The following is a 23,575-nucleotide window of genomic DNA, read 5'->3' as shown; positions in this document are numbered from 1 at the left end:
CTCACGACCGCCATTCGCTGGGTCGAGCGAGACGTTCGGCTCCTACCAAGCTAGGCGAGGACCGCGCATCTGTCTCCATGGTTAGTCGGACTTCCTACTATCTGAGACGGCGAGTTGCGTCACACGGCTCTGACCTGCGCCTTCACTTTTGACACGCACGCCGCCCCCGGCCCGGAGGGGTGCTTCCGGGGCGGGGGCGGTTCGATGGGGACGTCAGCCCATGTGCGGGTACGGGTAGTCGGTCGGGGCGACCAGCGTCTCCTTGATGGCGCGGGTCAGCGTCCAGCGCATCAGGTTCTGCGGGGCGCCCGCCTTGTCGTTCGTGCCGGACGCGCGGCCTCCGCCGAAGGGCTGCTGGCCGACGACGGCACCGGTCGACTTGTCGTTGATGTAGAAGTTGCCCGCGGCGTAGCGCAGCTTCTCCATCGTGTACGCGGCGGCGGCGCGGTCGCCCGCGATGACCGAGCCGGTGAGCGCGTAGTCCGACACCGACTCCATCTGGGCCAGCATCTCGTCGTAGCCCTCGGGAGAGCTGTCGTCGTAGACGTGCACGGCGAGGAACGGGCCGAAGTACTCCGTGGTGAAGACCTCGTTGGCCGGGTCGGAGCACTCGACGACGGTCGGGCGCACGAACCAGCCCACCGAGTCGTCGTACGTGCCGCCCGCGACGATCGTGCAGCTCGGGTCCGCGGCGGCCCGGTCGATCGCCGCCTTGTTCTTGGCGAAGGACCGCTCGTCGATGACGGCGCCGATGAAGTTCGACAGGTCGGTGACGTCACCCATGGTGATGCCGTCGACCTCGGCCGCGAACTCCTCCTTGAAGCCGGAGTTCCAGATGGAGGCCGGGACGTAGGCGCGCGAGGAGGCGCTGCACTTCTGGCCCTGGTACTCGAAGGAGCCGCGGGTCAGGGCGGTCTTCAGGACGGCGCGGTCGGCGCTCGGGTGCGCGACGACGAAGTCCTTGCCGCCGGTCTCGCCGACCATGCGCGGGTAGGTGCGGTACTTCTCGATGTTGTTGCCGACCGTCTTCCACAGGTACTGGAAGGTCTTGGTCGAGCCCGTGAAGTGCACGCCCGCGAGATCGCGGTGCTCCAGGGCGACCCCGGAGACCTCGATGCCGTCGCCGGTGACGAGGTTGATGACGCCCTTGGGCAGGCCCGCCTCCTCCAGGAGCTCCATGAGCAGCACGGCGGCGTGGGTCTGCGTCGGGGACGGCTTCCACACGACGACGTTGCCCATGAGGGCGGGGGCGGTGGGCAGGTTGCCCGCGATCGCCGTGAAGTTGAACGGCGTGATCGCGTAGACGAAGCCTTCGAGCGGGCGGTGGTCGAGCCGGTTCCACACGCCGGGCGAGTTCGCCGGGGGCTGCTCGGCGAGCAGGTCGCGGGCGTACTTGACGTTGAAGCGCCAGAAGTCGACCAGCTCGCAGGGACAGTCGATCTCCGCCTGCTGGGCCGTCTTGGACTGGCCGAGCATCGTGGAGGCGGCGAGGGTCTCGCGCCACGGGCCCGACAGCAGTTCGGCGGCGCGCAGGATGATCGCGGCGCGGTCGTCGAAGGACATCGCGCGCCAGGCGGGCGCGGCGGCGAGGGCCGCGTCGACGGCGTCCTGGGCGTCCTGCTTCGTGGCGTTCGCGTAGGTGCCGAGGCGCGCCTTGTGGTGGTGCGGCTGTACGACGTCGAAGCGCTCGCCGCCGCCCATCCGCTTCTCACCGCCGATGGTCATCGGCAGGTCGACGGGGTTCTCGGCCAGCTCCTTGAGCTTCGCCTCCAGGCGGGCGCGCTCGGGCGTGCCGGGGGCGTAGCCGTGCACCGGCTCGTTGACGGGCGTGGGGACCTGGGTCACTGCGTCCATGGGTTCCGTACTCCTTGATGAGCGGGTGTTTCGGGGCTCGGGCCCGGGTCGGCGGCCCCCTTGCTGATGTCCTGGAGTGCTGTTGTCCTGGGGCTCGGCGCCCGTGTCAGTCCCTGGTGAGGACCGAGCGGGCGAAGAAGAGCAGATTGGCGGGCTTCTCCGCCAGGCGGCGCATGAAATAGCCGTACCAGTCCGTGCCGTAGGCGGTGTAGACCCGCATGCGGTGACCCTCGGCGGCGAGCCTGAGGTGCTCGTCGCTCCTGATCCCGTACAGCATCTGGAACTCGTACTCGTCGATCTTGCGTCCGGCGCGCCGTCCCAGTTCCTGCGCGATGGAGATCAGGCGCGGGTCGTGGGACCCGATCATCGGGTACCCGTCGCCCTCCATCAGGATGCGCAGGACCCGGACGTACGCCTTGTCGATCTCCGGCTTCTGCTGGTACGCGACCTCGGCGGGCTCCTTGTACGCGCCCTTCACGAGCCGTACGCGGCTGCCGTTCGCGGCGAGGCGGCGGGCGTCGGCCTCGGTGCGGAAGAGGTAGGCCTGGATGACGCAGCCGGTCTCCGGGAAGTCCTTCCGGAGCTCCTCGTGGATGGCGAACATCGAGTCGAGGGTGGTGTGGTCCTCGGCGTCGAGCGTCACGGTCGTGCCGATGGCGGCGGCGGCCTCGACGACCGGCCGGACGTTGGCCAGCGCCAGCTCGTGCCCGCCGTCCAGCGCCTGTCCGAACATGGACAGCTTGACCGACATCTCGGCGCGCGTCCCGAGGTCGAGTTCCGCCAGCCGGCCGATGAGCTCCAGGTAGGCGTCGCGGGCGGCCCCGGCCTGCTCGGGAGTGGTGATGTCCTCGCCGACCACATCCATGGTCAGCTCCAGGCCCTTGGCCGTGAGGTCCTGGACGATCGGCACGATCTGGTCGACGCTCTCGCCCGGGATGAAGCGGTCGACGACCGGCCTGGTCACCGGGGCCGCCGAGACAAGACGACGCATCCGGTCGCTGCGCGAGGCGGCGAGAATCACGGGACCCAGCACGGGGCACCTCCACAGAAAGCCGGTAGACGGAGAACCACCGTGAAACCTAGGGATTCCTCCGATCGTCAGCCATCGACAGCTGTCACGCATCCGTGTCGCCGATGTCAGACAGATGTATGAAGGCGGTCGGAAACGAGGCACAATGCCCAGGTGACGGCCGAATTCAAGGGTGACTATCAGGACCTGGTCGACGAGATCTCGGAGCTTCTCGGCGCCCCCGCGACGCTGGAGAACCGCGACTTCGAGCTGATCGCCTTCGGCGCGTACGACAGCGAGGGCGAGCTGGACGCCTCCGCGCTCGACCCGGTGCGCGCCCGCTCGATCCTCACGCGCCGCTCCACGGCGGCGGTCCGCACCTGGTTCGAGAACTTCGGCATCGCGCGGGCGACCGGCCCGGTCCGTATCCCGCCGACTCCGGAGGCGGGCGTCCACCGGGGCCGCGTCTGCCTCCCGGTACGCCATCGGGGGGTCGCCCTCGGCTATGTGTGGCTGCTGGCCGACGAGCCGGGTCCCACCGACCGGCAGCTCGCGGCGGCCATGGAGGTGACGCCGCGCATCGGCGCCCTGCTCGCGGACGAGGCCCAGGCGGGCGCCGACCTGAGCCGCGAACTGCGCGCCGTGCTCACCGCCGGGAGCGGCTGGCAGCACGAGCTGGCGGTGACGGAACTGCGTACGGCTCTCGGGCCGCGCGGCGAGGGCCTGCACACCGTGCTCTGTGTGGCCGCCTGGCCCTCGGCCGACCCCGACGACGCCCCTTCGGTCCGGACGATCCCGGGCGCCACCGCGCTGTGCGCCCTCCCCTGGAACGACACCGACGAACAGGGGCTGGCCCTGCTGGTCCGGCTGCGCTCCCCGGAGGTCCTCACCCCGGCGACGATGGCGGCGGCCCGCCTCCTGGAGCGGGCCGAGGAGGTACGGGGGTCCGCCCCGGCCGGTCAGCACCTGGACGAGGTGGCCGGGGGCGCCCCGGGCGGCGGCCGGGCGGCGGCCGGGATCGCCGTCCCCCGCACCGGTCTCGCCGGCCTCTCCGCCGCCTGGCAGGAGGCCTCCGCCGCCGCCCGCGCGGCCCTGGCCGAGCCCCGGCTGGGCCCGGTCGCGCACTGGTCGTCGATCGGCCCGTACCGCCTGCTGTCGACGATGTCCCCGACCGCGGACGCCGACCCGGCTGTCCGTCCCCTGCTCGCCCCCGCCCATCGCGAACTGGCCCGCACCGCCGAGGTGTTCCTCGACTGTGCGGGCCAGGCCGGCCGCGCCGCGGCGGAGCTGGGCATCCACCGCCAGACCCTCTACTACCGCCTGTCCCGCGTCGAACAGCTCACGGGCCTGGACCTGGACGACGGCGAGGACCGACTGCTGCTGCACATGGTGATCAAGGCGCGGCGCCTCTAGGACGGGTCCCGTCCCGGACGGCGGCCCCAGTGCGGTGTCAGGGGGCGAACGCCATCGCCCCGGCCGCTCCGATGGCGAGGAGCACCGTGCCGAAGAACGCCAGCCTGTTGCTCTGCTCCGAGGGCGCGGGCAGGGGGACAGGGGTGGGGACGGGCACGGGCGCCTCCTGCGGGGCCTGCTTGGTCGTGGTGTACGTGATCACCCCCTTGCCGGGATAGGTCTGCGACGACTCCATCTCCAGCAGGGTGTTCTCCTCGTACCAGGACGGCTCCTCCTCCCGCTGCAGATCGAATCCGGCGGCGACGAGCCGGGTGTCGCCCTTGGCCAGCAGCTGGGCCTGGAGGTTGTCCACGTACCACTTGACGTCCGTCACGCCCTGTTTCTCGGCCCCGCCGCCCTTGTGCTTGGCGTCCCACACGTAGACGAAGGTGTCCGTCCAGAGGATGAGATCCGCCCAGCCACCGTTGACGGAATTCTCCGGAGGGCGCTGTCCCAGGCTCTGCAGGTCCATGGTCACCCTGCCGAGCGGATGGGTCTCCTGGAGCTGGCGTCCGGCCATGGTGATCGCCTGGTCGTGGTGGCGGGTGTACTTCTCCATGAGGTGCCGCCCGAGATTGAAATCCTCACCTTCGGGAGTGAGACCGGAGGGATCGGAGTATCCGACGGGGTTGTCGTAGGCGTACCCGTACAGGTTGAGGTTGGCCGGGCGGCGCACCCCGCCGTTCGGTGAGCCGTCCAGATAGGCGCCGAGCGCCGGGTCCGGGGACTGCCACAGCCCCGCGCGCGCGTCGTAGTACCGCGCCCCGTGGTACGTGTAGCCGGTCTCCTCGTCCAGCTCCTTCCCGGTGAAGCGGTACGGGTTCTCCGCCAGTCCCTTGTTCTCGTCGACCCAGACCTCCCCCGACGGGAAGTAGTCGAGGTGTTCCGCGACCCGGCCCTTGTCGTCCGTGCCGAACGACGTCGAGCCCAGGTGGTCGGCGTGGTAATAGAACTGGTCCTTCTCGTAGAGCCCGAGCGGCTTGGAGGTCTTCGTCGCGATGCGGGTCGTGCCGACGAAGACGTGCTTGAACTCCTGAAGGCCCCGCGTCGAATAGTTCTGGTTCGGGTAGAGGGCCGTCCGCGCGCCCTCCTTGACGACCCGTTTGCCGTCGGCGTCGTAGGTGAAGCGGACGGTCGGCGACTTGCCGGGCCTGTCGCAGGAGGACGGTTCCTGTTCCACCGTCTCGAACTTCCACAGGTCGTGGACGCACGCCAGTCGGTTGCCCTCGTCCCAGACCTGCTGGCGGCGCGGGTGGCCGAGGGCACCGGACTCGCTGTCGACCAGGTTGCCGTCGGCGTCGTACGACAGGGACTCCTCACCGACCCGGGAGGGGGCGTGCGGGCCGGCGTCCTTGTACGCGTAGGCGTTGGCGTAGGTGGTGTGCTTCTGCACGCTCTCGTGACCGCTGTCCGACACGATCGCGTGGCGCTGGTCCTTGCTCGTGATGTTGTTGATCGTGTCGTACGTGGTCGACACCGCGTACGTGTCGGTCTTCTTCTTGGCGAAGTCGTACGAGCCGGCCGCCTTCGTCAGCCGGTGGAGGTTGTCGTACGTGTACGTCTGGACGGTGGGCCCGCCCGACTCGGTGGAGATCTCGCTGTCCGCGGCGTCGGCGGTGGGTCCGGCCGCGTTCGCCTGACGGGTGACGTTGCCCACCGCGTCGTAGGTGTAGCTGAGCTTCTGGAACGAGTCGCCCTTCGGCAGCGTCGAGTCGAGCGTCGCGAGCCGGCGGTCCTCGGCGTCGTACGCGTACGACGTCGCCGTGCCGTTGCCCAGCTCGACCCGGGTCCGCTGACCGAACTTGTCGTAGTCCAGGGACTTCAGGTAGTCGTAGCTGTGGTGCTTCTTGGTGCCCGTCGCCGCGGTGACCTGGCCACCGCTGTCGTAGGTGTACCTCAGTTCCTCGCCGTCGGGGTACGTCAGCGACAGGACCCTGCCGAAGCTGTCGTAGCGGTAGCCCGTGGTGAAGACGCTGGTGCTGTGGAGGGGGCCCGGCAGTGTGCGGGTCTCCTCGACGACCTCACCGAGGGGGCCGTACCGCCGCTTCACCGTTCCCGCGGCGTCCTCGATCTTCGCCACCCGGCCGGCGGTGTTGTCCTTGGCGCCCGGATCGCCGTACGTGTAACGGACGTCGTTGTCCTTGAAGACCGGATAGCCGACCTTCACGAGGCGGTTGAAGTCGTACTCGTACTCGATCGCCTTGTGCTTCTTCGCCAGGTTCGCGGTGACCGTGCGGGTCACATTGCCCGCCGGGTCGTAACCCGTCGTGGTGCGGCCCGCGTCCGGGGAGTCGACGACCGTACGGCGGCCGAAGTCGTCGTACTCGCTCGCGGTCGTGTTGTTCTCGTCGTCCACGGCCTTCGTCAGCTGTCCGAGCGCGTCGAAGGCGTACGAGGTCCAGATCGGCGGGTCGCCCTTCTTCGCGCCCGGTTCACGGACCGCGGTCTGCTGTTGGCGCACATCCACGTAGGTGCGCGTCTGATTGTCCTTCGCGTCGGTCGCCACCGTCTCGAACTGCGGTCTGCCGGCGCGGTCCGTGCCGAAGCCGTAGTCGAGGGAGGTCACCGTCCCGTCCGGCAGTTCGGTGCGCAGCGCGCGATCCAGTACGTCGTAGGTGATCCGGGCCGGCCTGACCGTGTCGACGGCCGGGTTGTAGGCCGTGTTCGCGGCGCCCTTCGGTTCGGTGACCGGGTAGTACTGCTTCACGATGCGGCCCAGCTCGTCGAAGACACCGCGGCCGGAGACCGTCATCACGTCCTTGCCCGCGACCTCGGCGTCCTTCTTCGTCTGGACGACCCGGCCGAGACCGTCGACGAAGGTGACGGTGTCGATCGTGTCGTCCTTCGCCTTCCCGTCCGCGGCACGGTCCAGATGCCGGGTGACCGCGTACGGGACACCGGCCTCGGGGTGGTAAGCGAAGGCGATGGTCGGGCGGTCGGCCTTGTGGTCGTGCGGTCCCGTCACCGAGGAGACCCGGCCGGCCCGGTCGTAAGTGGTGCGCAGTTTCTGGTCGTTGACGTCGGTGGACTCGGTCCGCAGGCCGAACCCCAGGTCGTACTCGGCGGTCGAGCTGTAGCCGAAGCTGTCCTTCGTCCGCGTCACGTACGTGCCCGTCGGACCGTCGTACTCGTAGGTCAGCCGGAAGCGCTGACCCCGGTGGTTCTCCGGCGACCTCACCGACTTCAGGGTGCCGGTGTCGTTGTACTCCAGGTCGGTGACGGCCTTCGCGCCGTGGGTCTGCTCGGCGGTGTGGCGGGTGACGTCGCCCGTGGCGCAGTCCACCTCCGAGGCGCGCGAGCGCATCTTCCTGCCGCCGCCGTACACCTCCACGGCACGCGCGACACCGACGATGTGGGTGTCGGCGCACTCGGTGTACCGGGTCCTCGTCTCCACGTCGTCCGCGGCGCCGGGTTCGCCGCGGTCGGTCGTGCGGACGACATTGCCCAGGTCGTCGTACGACAGCTCCTTCGACGTGCTCTTGCCCTGCTGCGCCTCGCCCTCGTACCAGCGCGACTGCGTCTTCGTCAGGTGCGGGAAGAGGGTGGCGCGGGTCGAGCGGCCGTCGGCGGGCTCGCCGGTGGTGACGTCCCGCAGGTCGTAGCTGTTCACCGTCTCGGTGAACAGGGCGCCCGAACTGTCCGCCACGGTGCGGCGCTCGATCAGGCCGCGCGTGTAGTGGCCGCGGGTGTCGTACTCGGTGGTGGCGGTGCGCTGCCCGTCCTGGCTGGTGGCGACGGTGCCGTAGCCGCGGAACTCGCGCTCAAGGCGGTCGTACGCGCCGTCCCGGTAGGTGAAGGCGAGCGACTGGGTGTCGGGGCCGTCGCCGGGCAGGTTGTCGTGGATCTTCGCACCGCTCAGCAGCCAGCGGGTGGCGGGCTGGTCGTAGGTGTTGCCGTCGCGCGTGTAGTCGAGGTCGATACGCGAACCCAGCGGCCGGGACACGGACTTGAGGAGGTTGGTGCGGCCCGTGCGGTTGGCGGCGACGGTCAGTTCGCTGTCCTTCGTGGAGGCGAGGTGGTCGGCGAGCCCGTCGCCGTCGATGTCGCGCAGCATCTGCTCGGCGCGCGAGGCACCGGTGGAGACGCTCGCGCCCGGGTTGGTGATGACGCAGCCGGTCACGAACAGCGTGCAGAAGGGGATGGTGAAGTAGGCGCCGCCGCCGAGCTTGGCGTTGGAGTCCTTGTTGATGCCGTCCAGGCTGCCCTTGAAGGGCACCGGGTCGGCGAAGCCGGAGCCGGTGTTGAGGGCGACCCTGATGGGCTCGCCCGCGAGGACGCGGTCGGCGCGGCCGTCGCCGTTGACGTCGACCAGGGAGTTCTTGGTGGACGACGAGGTCCGGTCGAAGGAGGCGCCGCCGCCGAAGCCGTAGAAGTCGGTCTCGAAGCCGATGTTCAGGCCCGCGCTGGAGCTGGTTCCCTCGTTGATCCTCCCGCCGGGCCAGGGTTCGGCGGCGGCGAAGCTGTAGCCGAGGTTGAGGGCGGCGCGGCCGTCCTCGTGGACGCGGTCGGGCAGGTTGTCGCCGTTGATGTCCAGCAGGTCGAAGCGGCCGTCGGACTTTCCGCTGCCGAGGTTGCCGCCGACGCCCAGCGGGGGCATGTCGTTGCCGGACGTGGCGGTGTTGGCGGTGCCCGTGGCGGGCGGGGCGGCGTGGCCCCGGCCGGTGGTGAGGGTGCGGGCGGCGCTGCCCGCGTTGGCGTTGCCGGTGACGTTGTCCGACTCGCGCACCGCTCCGCCGGGGACGTTGCCCTTGGTGGCGCCGAGCACGCCGGTCGGTTCGGTGTACTGCACACCGGCGGAGCCGACGACGTCCGGATAGCTGTCGCCGTTCATGTCGAGGTAGTCGAGGACGCCCCGCGAGGTGCCGAAGGCCACGCTGCCGCCGACGCTGCCCACCCCGCCGCCGATCGAGCCGGTCAGCGAGATCTGCTCGGACTCCGAGATCCGGGGTACGGCCTGCACGGAGGCGAGGGACTCGGCGGTGGGCAGGCCGATGGTCTGCCCGCCGTAGCGCGAGCCGGTCGCCCGGTCCGCGGCCACCCAGACGTCGCCGGAGGTCCAGCGGCCGTGCTCCCGGTCGGGGGTGAACGGCACCACGTCCGGCGGGGTGATCCGCGGGTCCCTCTCGAACTCCTCGCGCTCGGCCGCCGGGTCCACGTCGTCGGGCAGCCGGTCGGGGAGGGACTCGCCGGTCAGGTCGGCCTGCCGAACGGGCTGCTCGGCCCGGTCGCCGTTGCCGTTGTAGCCGACGGCGGACCAGCCGCGGTACGGGCGGGCGAAGACGCCCTCGGTGGCGCGGCTGTGCACGGTGGCCGCGACGGTGTCCTCGCCCACGGTCACCTCGGCCGCGGTGACGCCGGAGCCGGTGACGTCGAAGTACAGCGCCTCGCCCGCCTCTGCCTCGACCTGCAACGACGGTGCCTCACCGCCGAGTTGCACGGTCTCCTTCGCGAGGAGCGCGCCGCGCTTCTTCACCGTGAACACCGCGGTTCCGGAGCCGCCCTCGACGCGCGGGGTGACGGTGAGCGTGCCGCCGGGGGCGGTGTACGGGCGCTGCGGCTCGCCACGGGTCGCGTAGGTGTCGATGTCGTACGGCGGGCTGAACTCCGACTCGCCCTCCACACTCTCGGCCTCGGTGTACTCGGCCCGCGGCGCCCAGTCCAGTGCGGCGATGTCTATCGGGGAGTCGGCCTTGATCCGCCAGGTGAGCCGCTGTCCCTTGGTGACGGTGACCGAGGTGCCGACGTCGAAGGTCCCGGTGTCGGCCGCGTCGACGGTCCTCTCCACCACGGGATCGCCGTCCCGGGTGATCAGGACGGTGAGGTCGTCGGTGGTGGCGGCCGTCTTCTTCAGGTCACCGGTCAGCCGCAGGGTGCCCGCCGCCGGTGCCTCGACGCTTCCGGCGCGTCCGGTGAGGGTGAAGTCCTCGGACGCCTGGTAGGAGTGCAGGGGCAGGCCGTTGGCGTCGGCCGCCTCGAAGCCGGTGTACGCGACCGCCGGGTCCCAGGCGACCTGGTCGGCGGCGCCGTCGAGGACCGAGCCGACCCGGAAGTACAGCTGGTCGCCCTGCTCCACCTCGATCGCGTCGACGCCCTCGGGGGCGCGCGGGGTGCGGTCGTCCTCCTGGATGCGGGCCGACCACAGTTCCCGGTTCTCGTGCTGGACGGCCACCCGGACGCCGTCGGGGTCGGCGAACTCGGGGAGTTCTCCGGCGACTTCCTCCAAGGCCACGGTGCCGGTGACGGCCACCGTGCCGTCGTACGGGGCCGTCCACCTGCGGACCGAGTCCACCAGCGGGAAGGAGGCGATCCGGCGTTCGCGCTCGGCGGTCAGGTCGGGCAGCGTGCCCGCCGCGTCGACGGTGCCGGTGCCGATCGGCGCGGGGGTGTCGGCGGCCGATCCGTAGGTCACCCCGCCGTCGGAGCCGACCCGGCCGAACACCACGGCGGAGCCGTTGACGAGGTCCACCACGCCGTCGGCGTTGACGTCGGCGAAATAGCGCTGGGTCGTGGAGACGGTGCTGACGTGGTCCAGTTGCTGAGCGCCCGCCAGGTAGCTCTCGATTCCGGCGGTGCGACTGCTGGTGGACTCGCGGAAGAGCCCCGGCAGGTTGTGCAGGGCGGTCGTGGCGGCGGCGAACTCGGGCTCGCCACCCGGGCGGGAGAGGTTCTTGCGGAAGACGTGACCGTCACCGCGCTCGAAGACCTTGTCCGGCAGGTTGTCGCCGTCCACGTCGAGGAGGGCGAGCAGCCCCTCGTCGGTGGACCGGTTGTAGCCGGCCTTCACGCCGGCCGAGCCGCTCTTGGAACGGTTCGAACCGAAGCCGACGTACAGGTGGCCGCCGACGCCGGTGGAGGTGTTGCCGTTGAGCGCTCCGGCCTCCCCGGCGCCCGAACGCACGCCGTCGACCCGGCCGTTGCGCACGTTGTCGTCCGGCGAGGACCAGTCGACCTTCGCGAACGCGTCGTACGCGCCGTCGGCGTCGCGGATGTCGTCGTAGTAGGAGAACGCGTGCTCGGTGAAGACCTTGCCGTCGGCGTCGAGCCGCGCGACCGACTTCAGCAGCGTCTTGTGGAACGCGCCCTCGCGGTAGGCGAGTTCGTAGCCGCGTACCAGCTCGTCGTGGAACCGCACCTCGACACGGCGCAGCAGGTCGGCGGTCACCCGCTTGAAGCCGCCGCGCGCGTCGATGGACACGTCCGCGCGGCGCGGCTCGCCCAGCTCGCGGTCCCGCACGAAGGTCACGGTGTAGGGGCCGTCGGTGTCCCCGTGCCCGCTGTAGGCGATCTTCTTGACGTACAGTTCGCGGCCGGCGACCGTGCCGCCCGCCACGCCCGCGTCCTCGACCGGTGTGTAGCTGTAGCGCACGGTGTTGCCGTGCGGGTCGCGCACCTCGCGCAGCGCCCAGGAGAAGATGCTGCCCCGGTCGTCCGTTAGCACGGCGCCCTCGCCGCCGTAGACATGGCGGACCCCGGACTTGTCGGTCACCTCCCAGCCGTACGTCTTCGGCGAGTCGCCGGTACGCACGATGCGCGCGAAGCCGCCCTCGACACGGGTGTGGAAGACCTTGTCACCCTCGCCGCGCGCCCGCGGTTCGGTGCGGTGGGCGAGGGGGGTGAGCTGTTCGCCGCCCAGGACGTACGTCTCGGTCTCCTTGGCCGTGTCGTAGCGCGGCACGCCCCAGCGGGTGTCGATGGAGATCGACGGCGTCGTGAGTTCCCAGCCGCTGCCCAGCCAGCTGTCGGCGGAGGCGGAGGAGTAGCCGATGGAGAGGGCGGGCCCTGTTCCCCCGCGCCCCGCCGGCAGCTCCAGCGGGTACGAGAGCCGGGCGTCACCCTGGCTGTTGGCGGCCGGGGCGGCGATCTGCTCGATGCCGGCGGCGGGATCGGCGGCCTGGATGCCCTGGATCCGGTTCGGGTCGTGGCTGACCTGCTCGGGGCCCTCGGGCGCGGTGACGGTGGCGTTCACCATGTCGGTGAAGTGACCGGTCCGCGAGACGACGACCTGCTTCTCCTCGTCGACCGCGAGCCGCTCCAGCGGCTGCCAGCAGTCGGCCGCCTCGTCGTAGTAGTACGTCCGCACGTCCTCGGGCGTGAGTCCGGCCGTCTTCACCGCGTCGGGGTCGTACGGCAGCGTCACCGTGATGTCGGCCTCGAAGGTGTGCGGGGTCGGTGTGAACCGGAAGCCGCTCGGGCCCTCGGTCATGTTGTCCATGCCGGAGCCGAGGCTCGGCATGCTGCTCTCGGTCAGCGGCTGGACGCCGATCTCCGTCGGCCGCTCCACCGCCTCCGGCGCCAGCGCCACCTCGGCGCCGTCGCGTGCGACGCGCTTGGTCACCCCGGTGCCCGGGACGACCCACGCCTTCGTCACCGGGGCGGATTCCGCGGCGATCGGCCCCTTCGCCGACGCCTCCGACCCCGGTACGCAGCCGCCCAAGGGCTGCACATTGGCCGCGGGTACTGGTTCGCCGGCCCGCCACACGCTGCCGGACAGCAGCGACACGAGCAGGGCGAACCCCAGTAACAGCGGAAGAAAACGTCTACGTCCCCACACCCGACCGGCCATGATGCGGCCCGACCCTTCAGCAGCGGCTAATTCGGCGGTTCGCGCTGTTCCGGAAAGATCCGGTGGGTGTCGCACCAGGTGCCACGGCGGTTGCCACAGCAGGCTGTTCGCGCACAGAAAACACACACCGAACGCACGTGCACCACATAGTCGGGTCGACGTGTACACGTCACCAGTGGAAAATCCGCCGCCCTGGTGACGGGTTCCAGCCAGGGGGGTGGAGTGGGGCCATTACTGAAAACGATTATCATCATGCTACGGTCGGCGCACCTCTCCATTGACCAGCCCTTTACCCGGAGTGCTCCGTGCGCCTGCCCACCCGTCTGCTCCCCCTCTCCGCGGCGACCGCGGCCTCCACGCTGCTGCTCACCGGCTGTTTCTCAGGATCGGCCGCCGGCGGATCCGCGGGCGACGGCGACGGCAAGCGCGTACGCGTCGCGATGATGAACCCACCGCGTTCCGGGCTCTCTCCGCTCTCCGACGACGCGTTCAAGCTGTCGCGCTGGTCGGCGGCCGAGACCCTGGTGACCCTCGACGCGGACGGTGACGCCGAGCCCGCGCTCGCCACCGGATGGCGGCAGGCGGGTCGCACCTGGACCTTCCGGATACGGGAGGGCGTCACGTTCCACGACGGCACGCGACTCACCGCCGAGTCCGTCGTCCGCTCGCTCACCAGGGCCGCCACCGCCTCGCCCAAGCCGCGCATCCTCGACGGCGTGGAACTGACCGTGCGGGCCGACGGGGACTCGGTCGCCGTCACCACCGCCGACGAGGACCCGCTCGTCCCGCAGCGGCTCAGTTCGCCGCAGCTGTCGATCCTGGCGGCGAAGGCGTACCGGGGGAAGACCGTCAGCCCGGTCGGCGCGGGCACCGGCCCCTTCGAACTGACCGAGGTGAACGGCACCTCGTCCGCCACCCTGGACCGCTACGACGGCTACTGGGGCGGCAGGGCCAAGTCCCCCGGTGTCGACGTGAGGTTCGTGCCGGACGGCACCGCCCGCGCGGCCACCCTGCGCAGCGGCGAGGCCGACATCGTCGAGGCGATACCGGTGTCGCAGGCCGCGCTGCTCGACGAGGACCTGATCACCGAGGTCCCGATGCCGCGCACCAACACCCTGTATCTGAACACCGCGAGCGGCCCCTTCGAGGACGCCTCCCTGCGGGCCGCCGCCCGCGAGGCCGTCGACGCCGAGTCGATCGTCAGGGGTGTGTACGAGGGCCGGGCCGACCTGGCGAAGGGCCTGCTGGGCCCCGCCCTCCCCTGGGCGGCCGGTCTGCGGAAGCCGGTCGAGCGGGTCGGGTCCGTGGCCCCGGGCGGGAAGAGGATCACCATCGGTACGTTCACCGACCGCGCCGAACTGCCGGAGGTGGCGCAGGCGCTGCAACAGCAGCTCCGGAAGGCCGGGTTCGAGGTGAAGCTGGACGTCCGCGAGTACGCGAACATCGAATCCGACGCGCTGGCGGGCGAGTTCGACGCGTTCATCCTGTCCCGGGCGACGATCCTCGACTCGGGCGACCCGGCCGCTTACCTCTACAGCGACTTCGACGCGGAGGGCTCCTTCAACATCTCCCAGCTGTCGGACGGGAAGGTCGACGCGGCCCTGGACAGGGCCGCGGGGACGAAGACCGGCGAGACCCGCCGCCGAGCGGTCGTCGACGCGGAGGCCGCCGTGCTGGCCACCGACGCGGCGATCCCGATGCTGCACGAGCGCGTGATCCAGGGTGACGCGGCCGGTGTCGTGGACGTCGAGCACGATCCGCGCGAACGAGCGCTGGTCACCGCCGAGACCTACGTCAAGTGACGTTCGTGGCACGGCTGTCCGGTCCGGTCGGCCGGACCGCCCTCACGCGGCTCGGCTGCCTCGCCGCGGTCCTCGCCACCGTGGGACTGCTCCCCTGGCTCTCCGGCCGCGACCCCGCGCTCACGGTCCTGCGCGCCCGCTCGGCCGAACAGGAGGGCACGCCGGAAGCCCTGGCCGCGATCCGCGCCGACCTCGGCCTCGACACCGGCCCCTTCTCCCTGCTGGGGAGCTGGGCCTCGGGGCTGCCGCGCGGCGACCTCGGCACCTCGTGGGTGTCGGGCACCGACGTCCTGCCGTCGGTCGCCGCCGGACTCCAGGTGTCGCTCGCGCTGATGGGCGCCGCCCTCGGCATCGCGCTCCTGGTGACCTGCGCGCTGGTGGCCCCGGTGCTCGTACGGGGCCGGGGCTCGGCCGGCGCGTTCGCCGCGATGCTCGCCGCGCTGCCCGAATTCCTGCTGGCCACCCTCGCACTGCTGACCTGCGGGGTGTGGCTCGGCTGGCTGCCGACCTCCGGCTGGCAGGGACCGCGGTACGTGCTGCTGCCGGCGCTCGCACTGGGAGTACCCGCGGGCGGCCTGCTCGGCCGTCTGGTCGCGGACGCGCTGCCCGCCGTCCTGGCGGAGCGGTGGGTGGAGCTGTGGCAGGGCGCCGGAGTGAGCAGGGCACGCGTCGCGGGCGCCGCCCTGCGCCGCGTACTGCCGCCGCTGGTACCGCAGTTCGGGATGGTCGCCGTAGGCCTGACCGGCGGTGCGGTCGCCGTCGAGACGGTGTTCGCGGTACCGGGCATCGGGCGTACGGCCCTGGGCGCGGCCAAGTCGCAGGACCTGCCACTGCTCCAGGGTTCCGTGCTCGCCCTGCTCGCGCTCGGCCTCGTGACGGGCGCGGCGGCGGCCGTCGTACGGCGCCGGCTGCTGGGCCCCGCCCTGCGCGACGCGGGACTGACGCTGCCGCCCGCCCGCCCGGTCCGCGCGCACCCGGCGGTCCCGTCGGCACTCGCGGCGGTACTCCTCACCTCCATCGCCTGGGGCCTGCTGCGCGACCCGTACACCGTGGACACGGCCGCCCGCCTCTTGGCACCGTCCTGGACCCACCCCCTCGGCACCGACGGGCTCGGCCGTGACGTGCTGGCGCGGCTGGGGCACGGGGCCGCGTCGACGGTCGGCACCGCCGCCGCGGTGTGCCTGGCCGGTCTGCTGCTCGCGCTGGCCCTCGGTTTTCTGCCGAGCGTGGCCGCCGGCGCCTCGGACATCGCGAACGCCCTGCCACCGGTGATCGTCGGCATCCTGGTCGCGGCGGTCGCGGGCCCGGGGACGGGCGGTGCCGCGTGGGCCGTGGCCCTGATCTCCTGGCCGCCCCTGGCGGCCCACGCGGCGGCGCTGGTGCAGGAGATCCGCGCGTCCACCTTCCTCCTGACCCAACGGGCCATCGGCGCGAGCCCGTTCTGGATCCTCACCCGGCACGTCCTGCCGTCGGTGGCGGCCCCGGTCACCCGTCACGCCCTGCTGCGCCTGCCCGGCATCGCCCTGGCCCTCGCCTCGCTCGGCTTCCTCGGCCTCGGCGCGCAGCCGCCCGCACCGGAGTGGGGGCTCCTCCTGGACGAGTCCCGTGCCTACGTGGAACGCGCCCCCTGGGCGGCCCTGGCCCCGGCGGTCGCGCTGGCACTGCTGGCGGGACTCTCGGTGTCGGCGGCCTCGTACACGGTGGGTGAGCCGGCCCGGGGCGGCTCACCGGCCCGGACCCGCCTCTCCTTCGTCCCTGCCGCACTTCGTCGCCCCCGCAAGGAGCCGGCCCGTTGAACACCCACCCCGAAGTACTGCTCTCCGTACGGGACCTGCGGGTCTCCTTCGGCGCCGTCGAAGCCGTCCGCGGCCTCTCCTTCGACGTACGGGCCGGTCAAGTCCTCGCCGTGGTGGGCGAGTCGGGCGCGGGCAAGTCCCTGACGGCCCGCGCGCTGCTCGGCATGCCGCCCCGGCGGGCGACGGTGTCGGGCAGCGTGCGGCTCGGACCACGGGAACTGGTGGGCGCCCCCCGTTCCGTACGCGCCGCCCTGTGGGGCCGCCGGCTCGCCCTCGTACCCCAGGACGCGCTCTCGGCGCTCTCCCCCGTGCACCCGGTGGCCGACCAGCTCGCGGCGGCCGTACGGTCCGTGGACGGGGTGTCCCGCCGGGCGGCGCGGGCCCGGGCGGTGGCCGCGCTGGAGGAGGTCGGCATCGCTGGGGACCAGGCCCGGCGTCATCCGCACGAGTTCTCGGGCGGTATGCGGCAACGGGCCGTCATCGCCATGTCACTGCTCCACTCCCCCGCGCTCGTGGTCGCCGACGAACCGACCACGGCCCAGGACCCGCGGACCCGCCGCCGGATCCTCGACCTGCTGACCCGGCGCACCCGGGCCACGGGCGCGGCCCTGGTCCTGGTCACCCACGACCTCCCGGCCGTCCACGCACACGCCGACCGCGCCCTGGTGATGTACGCGGGCCGCCTGGCCGAGGAGGGCCCGGCGAGGGAAGTCCTCGCCCGCCCGCACGCCCCGTACACGGCGGGCCTCCTGGCCTCGACGCGCCTGCCTTTCAAGGGGCGCGGGGAACTGCGCGACCGGCCACGACGAACCCGCACCCGACTCCCCACGATCCCCGGCACACCCCCCGCCCCCACCGACCTCCCCCCGGGCTGCGCCTTCGCCCCCCGCTGCCCCCTCGCCGCGGCGGAGTGCCGCACGGAACACCCCGAGCCCCGGACCCGGGCCGACCGCACGGTCGCCTGTCACCGCCGAGGCGACCTCCCGGACGACCCGGCCGCACTGTTCATGGAGCCCACGTGAGCCCCCTCCTCTCCGTACGCGACCTGGTCGTACGCCACGGCCCCCGCACAACCGTGGACCGCGTCTCCTTCGACATCGCCCGTGGCGAGACCCTGGGACTCGTCGGCCCCTCGGGCTGCGGCAAGTCCTCCACGGCCATGGCCGTGCTCCAGCTCCGCCGCCCCGACGGGGGCGAGGTGTGGTTCGACGGCCAGGAGCTGACGTCGCTGGACGAACGGCGCCTACGACCGCTGAGGCCGGCGCTGCAACCGGTGTTCCAGGACCCGTACGGATCCCTCAGCCCGCGCCGCCGCGTCCGGGACGCGGTCGCGGAACCCCTGCGGGTACAGGGCGCTTGGGACCGGACGAGCGGCCCCGCCCGCGTGGCGGAGCTTCTGGAACAGGTCGGACTCGACCCGTCCCACGGCGACCGCCGTCCGCACGAGCTGTCCGGCGGTCAGTGCCAACGCGCCGGAATCGCCCGCGCGTTGGCGAGCGGCCCGAAACTGCTGGTGCTCGACGAGCCGGTCTCCGCCCTCGACCCGTCCCTGCGCGCGGGCGTCCTGAACCTGCTGGCCGAACTCCAGGAGCGCCTCGGCCTGGGCTACCTCTTCATCTGCCACGACATGGCGGTCGTACGCCACTTCTGCGACCGGGTGGCCGAGATGCGCGACGGCCGGATCCTCAGGACGACGGCTCCCCCTTCGGTCCCGGCACCTTCCCTTCCGTCGCCTCGATGACCTTCCGCAGACCCGCGGTGAGTTCGTCGGCGTCGGTCGCGGTCTCGGGGTCGAAGGTCCACTGTGCGATGAGCCCCATCATCAGGGTCATGTAGAACTTGCCGAGGGTGTCGACGTCGTCCTCGGACACGTCCTCCTCCAGGCCGCCCATCAGCATCGGGATGACGCCGCGCGCCCCTTCGCGCTGGGCCTTCGCGAGATGGGCGCGCACCCCGGGCAGCTTGTCGCCCATGGCCACGATCTCCATGCTGAGATGCCAGGGCGAGCCGGGTGTGCGCATGGTCGCGATGACGTTCTTCCAGACCTCGTGGAACCGCTCCAGCGAACCGGGCTCCGAACCGGCCGCCCTCTGCTGCTGCTCCTCCGAACCGTCGAAGTCGTCGGAGACCCCCTCGACGATGGAGATGTACGCCTCCGCGAGCAGCGTGTCCTTCGACCCGTAGTGGTAGCCGATCGACGCCAGGTTCGTCCCCGACTCCTTGACGATGTCGCGCGCGGTCGTCCGGGCGAAGCCCTTTTCCAGCAGGCAGCGCTTGGCGCCTTCGAGCAGATCCTCACGGTGTCCCATACCGGTCACCCTACCCTCGCGACAGACAACCGTCCCAGACGTACGTATTACACAGACGTACTAGACACACGTTTAGGACGCCCGTACAGTCCAGCGCATGACGAACCCGCCGCACCCGATCCCCGACGCCGCACCCCCTGCAGAACCCTCCGCAGGACCCCTGGCCGGTCGCCGCGAATGGACCGCGCTCGCCGTCCTGATGCTGCCGCTGCTCCTGGTGTCCATGGACGTCTCGGTCCTCTACTTCGCGATCCCCCAGATCAGCGCGGACCTGGAGCCGAGCGGCACCCAGCAACTGTGGATCTTCGACGTGTACGCCTTCGTGCTCGCCGGACTGCTGATGACGATGGGGTCGATCGGTGACCGCATCGGCCGCCGCAGGCTTCTCCTGGTCGGCGCCGCCGCCTTCGGCGCCGCCTCACTGGTCGCGGCGTACGCGAACAGCCCCGAGACGCTGATCGCGGCCCGCGCGGTGCTCGGCATCGGCGGTGCGACCCTGATGCCGTCCACCCTGGCGATGATCCGCACGCTCTTCACGGACCCCGGCCAGCGCTCCAAGGCGATCGGCATGTGGTCCGCGGTGATGACGGGCGGTGTCGCGCTCGGCTCGGTGATGAGCGGCGTCCTCGTCGAGCACTTCTGGTGGGGTTCGGTGTTCCTGGTGAACCTGCCCGCGATGGTGCTGCTTCTGGTCCTCGGCCCGTTCCTGCTCCCGGAGTCCAGGAACCCTTCGCCGGGCCGCTTCGACCTGCTGAGCGTGCCGCTGTCGATGGCCGCCGTCCTGCCGGTGATCTACGGCATCAAGGAGATCCCGTCGGAGGGCTGGAACGTCCGTTACGTCGTCTCGGTGACCGTCGGCCTGCTCTTCGCCGCGCTGTTCGTCCACCGCCAGCGGACCGCCGAGTCACCGATGCTGCCGCCCGCGCTCTTCCGCGGCCGGGGCTTCACGCCCGCCGTCGTACTGAACCTGCTGTCGTCGTTCGCCATGCTCGGCTCGGCGTACTTCACCACGCAGTACCTCCAGTCGGTGCTCGGCAAGAGCTCCATGGAGGCCGCGCTGTGGGCCCTGCTGCCCACGGTGCTGGTCGGTGTCGCCGCCCCGGTCGCCGCGCGGCTCGTCCAGCGGGGAGTGGACCGGGCGTACGTCGTCGCCGGCGGCTTCGTGTTCGCCGCCTGCGGATTCGGGATGCTCACGGTCGCCGGTACGGACTCGATGTGGCTGGTGCTCGCGGCGGCGGGCGTCATCGCCTCCGGGATCGTCACCGTGATGTCTCAGATGATGGACCTGGCGCTGGGCACCGTGCCGGCTCAGCAGGCGGGGACCGCGTCCTCGGTGCTGGAGACCGGCGCGGAGTTCGGGGGCGCGCTGGGGATGGCGCTGCTCGGGTCGATCGGGACGGCAGTGTACCGGCACGAGATGCCGGCCTCGGCGTCGGCGGGGGCGCGCGAGACGCTGGGGGCGGCGCTTGCCGAGGCTCAGCGGTTGCCCTCGGGGGCGGGCGAATCGCTGGTGGGCGTGGCGCGTGAGGCGTTCACCAGTGGGATGCAGGCGGCGGCTGTCGCGGGGACGCTGCTTCTTGTGGGGGCGGCTGTGCTGGCGTCGGTGACGCTGCGACGAGTACGGGTCCGCGCCCCGGAATGCGCCGGTACGGATCTCGCCCCCGCCGCCCCTACCCATTCCCGTCACTGACCCGGAGGCTCCGCCCCCGCACCCCCGATTGCGCAGTTCCCCGCGCCCCTACTACCTAGGGGCGCGGGGAACTGCGCGACCAGCCCCCACCGGGGCCGCAGACGAAATGCGAGGGCGGGGGCTGGGGGGGGCGGCAGCCCTCTGAACGGTCGGTCGGTCAGACCAAGTTGACCGACCGGGCCTGCGTCGCCCCGATCTCCTCCGCCAGCTCCGTCAGGACCGGCTGCGGCACCGTGTCGTCCACCGTGAGAACGGCAAGCGCCTCGCCCCCCACATCCGCACGGGCGACCTGCATGCCGGCGATGTTGATACCGGCCTCACCGAGGATCCGGCCGAGGGTACCGACCACACCGGGACGGTCGGTGTAGTTGAGGACGACCATGTGATCGGCGAGCGCCAGATCCACGTCGTACTCACCGACGGCCACGATCTTCTGGTGGTGCTTGGGGCCGGCGAGCGTACCGGAGACCGAGACCTCCTGGCCGTCGCTGAGCGTGCCGCGCACGGTGACCACGTTCCGGTGGTCCGCGGACTCCGAGCTGGTGGTCAGCCGTACCTCGACACCGCGCTCCTGCGCGAACAGCGGGGCGTTGACGTAGCTCACGGTCTCGTCGACGACGTCCTCGAAGACGCCCTTGAGCGCGGAGAGTTCGAGCACCTTGACGTCGTGCTGGGTGATCTCGCCGTACACCTCCACGTCGAGGCGGACCGCGACCTCGCCCGCGAGCGCGGTGAAGATGCGGCCGAGCTTCTCGGCGAGCGGCAGGCCCGGCTTGACGTCCTCGGCGATGACTCCGCCCTGGACGTTCACCGCGTCCGGGACCAGCTCACCGGCGAGCGCGAGACGCACCGAGCGGGCGACGGCGATACCGGCCTTCTCCTGCGCCTCGTCCGTGGAGGCGCCGAGGTGCGGGGTGCAGACGACCTGGTCGAGCTCGAAGAGCGGGGAGTCCGTGCAGGGCTCCTTCGCGTACACGTCGAGGCCGGCGCCGGCGACCCGGCCCTCCTTGAGCGCCGAGTACAGCGCGACCTCGTCGACGATCCCGCCACGCGCGGCGTTGACGATCCGCACCGACGGCTTGACCTTGTGCAGCGCCTCGTCGCCGATGAGACCGAGGGTCTCGGGCGTCTTCGGCAGGTGGACGGTGATGAAGTCGGAGACTTCGAGCAGCTCGTCCAGCGAGAGGACCTTGACGCCCATCTGCGCGGCCCGCGCGGGCTGTACGTAGGGGTCGTAGGCGACGACCTTCATGCCGAAGGCCGACATGCGCTGGGCGACGAGCGCGCCGATACGGCCCAGACCCACGACACCGAGGGTCTTCTCCGCGAGCTCGACACCCGTGTACTTGCTGCGCTTCCACTCGCCGTTCTTCAGGGCCGTGTTGGCCTGCGGAATGTGGCGCGCGGTGGCGAGCAGCAGACCGCAGGCCAGCTCGGCGGCGGTCACGATGTTCGAGGTGGGGGCGTTGACGACCATCACGCCGGCCTTGGTGGCGGCGGAGACGTCGACGTTGTCCAGGCCGACGCCGGCTCGTGCGACGACCTTCAGCTTCTTCGCGGCGGCGACGGCCTCGGCATCGACCTTCGTCGCGGAGCGGATCAGGATCGCGTCGACGTCGGCGATGGCGGGCAGCAACTCGGCGCGGTCGCCGCCGTTGCAGTGCCGGATCTCGAAGTCCGGGCCCAGTGCGTCCACCGTCGCGGGCGACAGTTCTTCAGCGATGAGTACGACAGGTTTCGAGCTCACGTGAGTCCTCACAAGTCCATTGCGGACGGCCGTCCCGACGGCCGCAGGCGGTGAAGGATTGCCGCGTGGAAGACGCACGACGCTGTGGGCCCGACGCGTATGTAGTGCTGCAGTCTAGTGGCGACGCGCCGTGTTCACGCGCCTCCGCAGAAGGATCACCCGCACGTGCACGTGCACATCAGCACGCACGATCCGGCGCGCGCATTTTCAGCCCCTCCGGCGTTTGAGGAGCGGGGTCCGGGGCGGAGCCCCGTGACAGCGCCTCAGGCACCGCAGGCAGACAGGTACGGCCGCGGCACCGGGGCGCACCCGGTACCACGGCCGAACCGACGGAGTCACTCGTCGTCGTTGACCCACGACATCAGCTGGCGCAGCTCCTTGCCGGTGGTCTCCAGCAGGGACTCGGCGTCAGCCGTCTTGTACTCGTTGTACTTCTTCAGACCGCCGTGGTACTCGTCCATCCACGCCTGGGCGAAGGTGCCGTCCTGGATCTCGGCGAGGACCTTCTTCATCTCGGCCTTGGTGGCGTCCGTGATGATCCGCGGGCCGGTGACGTAGTCGCCCCACTCGGCGGTCTCGGAGATCGACCAGCGCATCTTCTCCAGGCCGCCCTCGTACATGAGGTCGACGATGAGCTTCAGCTCGTGCAGGCACTCGAAGTACGCGATCTCCGGCTGGTAACCGGCCTCGGTCAGCGTCTCGAAGCCCGCCTTGACCAGCGCGGCCGTACCACCGCAGAGGACGGCCTGCTCACCGAACAGGTCGGTCTCGGTCTCCTCGGTGAAGGTCGTCTTGATGACGCCGGCGCGGGTGCCGCCGATGCCCTTCGCGTACGAGAGGGCCAGCGGGAAGCCGCTGCCGGTCGCGTCCTGCTCGACGGCCGCGATACACGGAACGCCGCGGCCCTCCTCGTACTGGCGGCGGACCAGGTGGCCGGGGCCCTTGGGGGCGACCATGCAGACGTCGACGCCGGCCGGGGGCTTGATGAAGCCGAAGCGGATGTTCAGGCCGTGGCCGAAGAACAGCGCGTCGCCGTCGTTCAGGTTGTCCTTGATGGACTCCTCGTAGACCTGGGCCTGGATCGGGTCCGGGACGAGGATCATGATGACGTCGGCCTCGGCGGCGGCCTCCGAGGGGGTCACCACGCGCAGGCCCTGCTCCTCGGCCTTCGCCTTGGACTTGGAGCCCTCGTGCAGACCGACCCGGACGTCGACGCCCGAGTCACGGAGCGACAGCGCATGGGCGTGGCCCTGACTGCCGTAACCGATGACCGCGACCTTGCGGCCCTGGATGATGGACAGGTCGGCGTCAGCGTCGTAGAACAGCTCGGCCACTTTGGGTTCTCTCCTTGGT

12 protein-coding genes are annotated in these 23,575 nt (G+C 71.2%); 6 read left to right on the top strand and 6 right to left on the bottom strand.

Annotated elements, in window-relative coordinates:
• Nucleotides 1–213: 213 nt before the first annotated feature.
• Complete coding sequence (gene pruA / locus ACH4DZ_RS37390; protein ID WP_398292974.1) at nt 214–1,854, bottom strand: L-glutamate gamma-semialdehyde dehydrogenase; 1,641 nt, start codon at nt 1,852–1,854, stop codon at nt 214–216.
• A 106-nt stretch (nt 1,855–1,960) separates the two neighbouring features.
• Nucleotides 1,961–2,887 (bottom strand): proline dehydrogenase family protein, encoded by a 927-nt coding sequence (locus tag ACH4DZ_RS37385; RefSeq protein WP_398292972.1) that lies wholly within the window; start codon nt 2,885–2,887, stop codon nt 1,961–1,963.
• A gap of 150 nt (nt 2,888–3,037) precedes the next feature.
• Here ACH4DZ_RS37385 and ACH4DZ_RS37380 point away from each other — a divergent pair, with 150 nt between their 5' ends.
• Complete coding sequence (locus tag ACH4DZ_RS37380; protein WP_398292969.1) at nt 3,038–4,276, top strand: PucR family transcriptional regulator; 1,239 nt, start codon at nt 3,038–3,040, stop codon at nt 4,274–4,276.
• Nucleotides 4,277–4,313: 37 nt separating this feature from the next.
• Here the strand turns inward: ACH4DZ_RS37380 and ACH4DZ_RS37375 are convergent, their stop codons facing one another.
• Nucleotides 4,314–12,815 (bottom strand): SpvB/TcaC N-terminal domain-containing protein, encoded by an 8,502-nt coding sequence (locus tag ACH4DZ_RS37375; protein ID WP_398292966.1) that lies wholly within the window; start codon nt 12,813–12,815, stop codon nt 4,314–4,316.
• Between the two features lie 368 nt (nt 12,816–13,183).
• Between ACH4DZ_RS37375 and ACH4DZ_RS37370 the strand changes: the two genes are divergently transcribed.
• The 4 genes from ACH4DZ_RS37370 to ACH4DZ_RS37355 are packed head-to-tail and all read left to right on the top strand — an operon-like array spanning nt 13,184 to nt 18,217.
• A complete protein-coding gene (locus ACH4DZ_RS37370; RefSeq protein WP_398292963.1) occupies nt 13,184–14,680 on the top strand; it encodes an ABC transporter substrate-binding protein in 1,497 nt (498 codons plus the stop codon).
• A gap of 5 nt (nt 14,681–14,685) precedes the next feature.
• Nucleotides 14,686–16,476 carry an ABC transporter permease subunit gene (locus tag ACH4DZ_RS37365; protein WP_398293315.1) on the top strand — a complete coding sequence of 597 codons (1,791 nt, stop codon included), beginning with the start codon at nt 14,686–14,688 and terminating at the stop codon, nt 16,474–16,476.
• Nucleotides 16,473–17,498 (top strand): ABC transporter ATP-binding protein, encoded by a 1,026-nt coding sequence (locus ACH4DZ_RS37360; RefSeq protein WP_398292960.1) that lies wholly within the window; start codon nt 16,473–16,475, stop codon nt 17,496–17,498. The genes ACH4DZ_RS37365 and ACH4DZ_RS37360 overlap by 4 nt, the downstream gene beginning before the upstream one ends.
• The gene (locus tag ACH4DZ_RS37355) at nt 17,495–18,217 is read left to right on the top strand and encodes an ATP-binding cassette domain-containing protein (RefSeq protein ID WP_398292957.1); all 723 of its coding nucleotides are present in this window, start codon (nt 17,495–17,497) and stop codon (nt 18,215–18,217) included. The genes ACH4DZ_RS37360 and ACH4DZ_RS37355 overlap by 4 nt, the downstream gene beginning before the upstream one ends.
• Here ACH4DZ_RS37355 and ACH4DZ_RS37350 read toward each other — a convergent pair.
• Entirely contained in the window at nt 18,162–18,785 is a 624-nt protein-coding gene (locus tag ACH4DZ_RS37350; RefSeq protein ID WP_398292954.1) for a TetR/AcrR family transcriptional regulator, read from the bottom strand. The two genes, ACH4DZ_RS37355 and ACH4DZ_RS37350, sit on opposite strands and share 56 nt — an antisense overlap.
• A 97-nt stretch (nt 18,786–18,882) precedes the next feature.
• Here ACH4DZ_RS37350 and ACH4DZ_RS37345 point away from each other — a divergent pair, with 97 nt between their 5' ends.
• Nucleotides 18,883–20,475 (top strand): MFS transporter, encoded by a 1,593-nt coding sequence (locus tag ACH4DZ_RS37345; protein WP_398292952.1) that lies wholly within the window; start codon nt 18,883–18,885, stop codon nt 20,473–20,475.
• A gap of 157 nt (nt 20,476–20,632) precedes the next feature.
• On the opposite strand, the gene serA is transcribed toward ACH4DZ_RS37345, so the two are convergent.
• Together serA and ilvC are read right to left on the bottom strand one after the other, a co-directional pair.
• On the bottom strand, nt 20,633–22,222 hold the full coding sequence (gene serA, locus ACH4DZ_RS37340; protein WP_398292951.1) for a phosphoglycerate dehydrogenase: 1,590 nt from the start codon (nt 22,220–22,222) through the stop codon (nt 20,633–20,635).
• 335 nt (nt 22,223–22,557) lie between these two features.
• Nucleotides 22,558–23,556, bottom strand: a complete 999-nt coding sequence (gene ilvC, locus ACH4DZ_RS37335; RefSeq protein ID WP_398292949.1) for a ketol-acid reductoisomerase — start codon at nt 23,554–23,556, stop codon at nt 22,558–22,560.
• Nucleotides 23,557–23,575 lie beyond the last annotated feature (19 nt).

This window comes from Streptomyces sp. NPDC017991, from assembly GCF_044328075.1.
Lineage (GTDB): Bacteria > Actinomycetota > Actinomycetes > Streptomycetales > Streptomycetaceae > Streptomyces.
The sequence above is the reverse complement of the archived record's forward strand: the minus strand, read 5'-3'. Positions and strand labels throughout refer to the sequence as shown.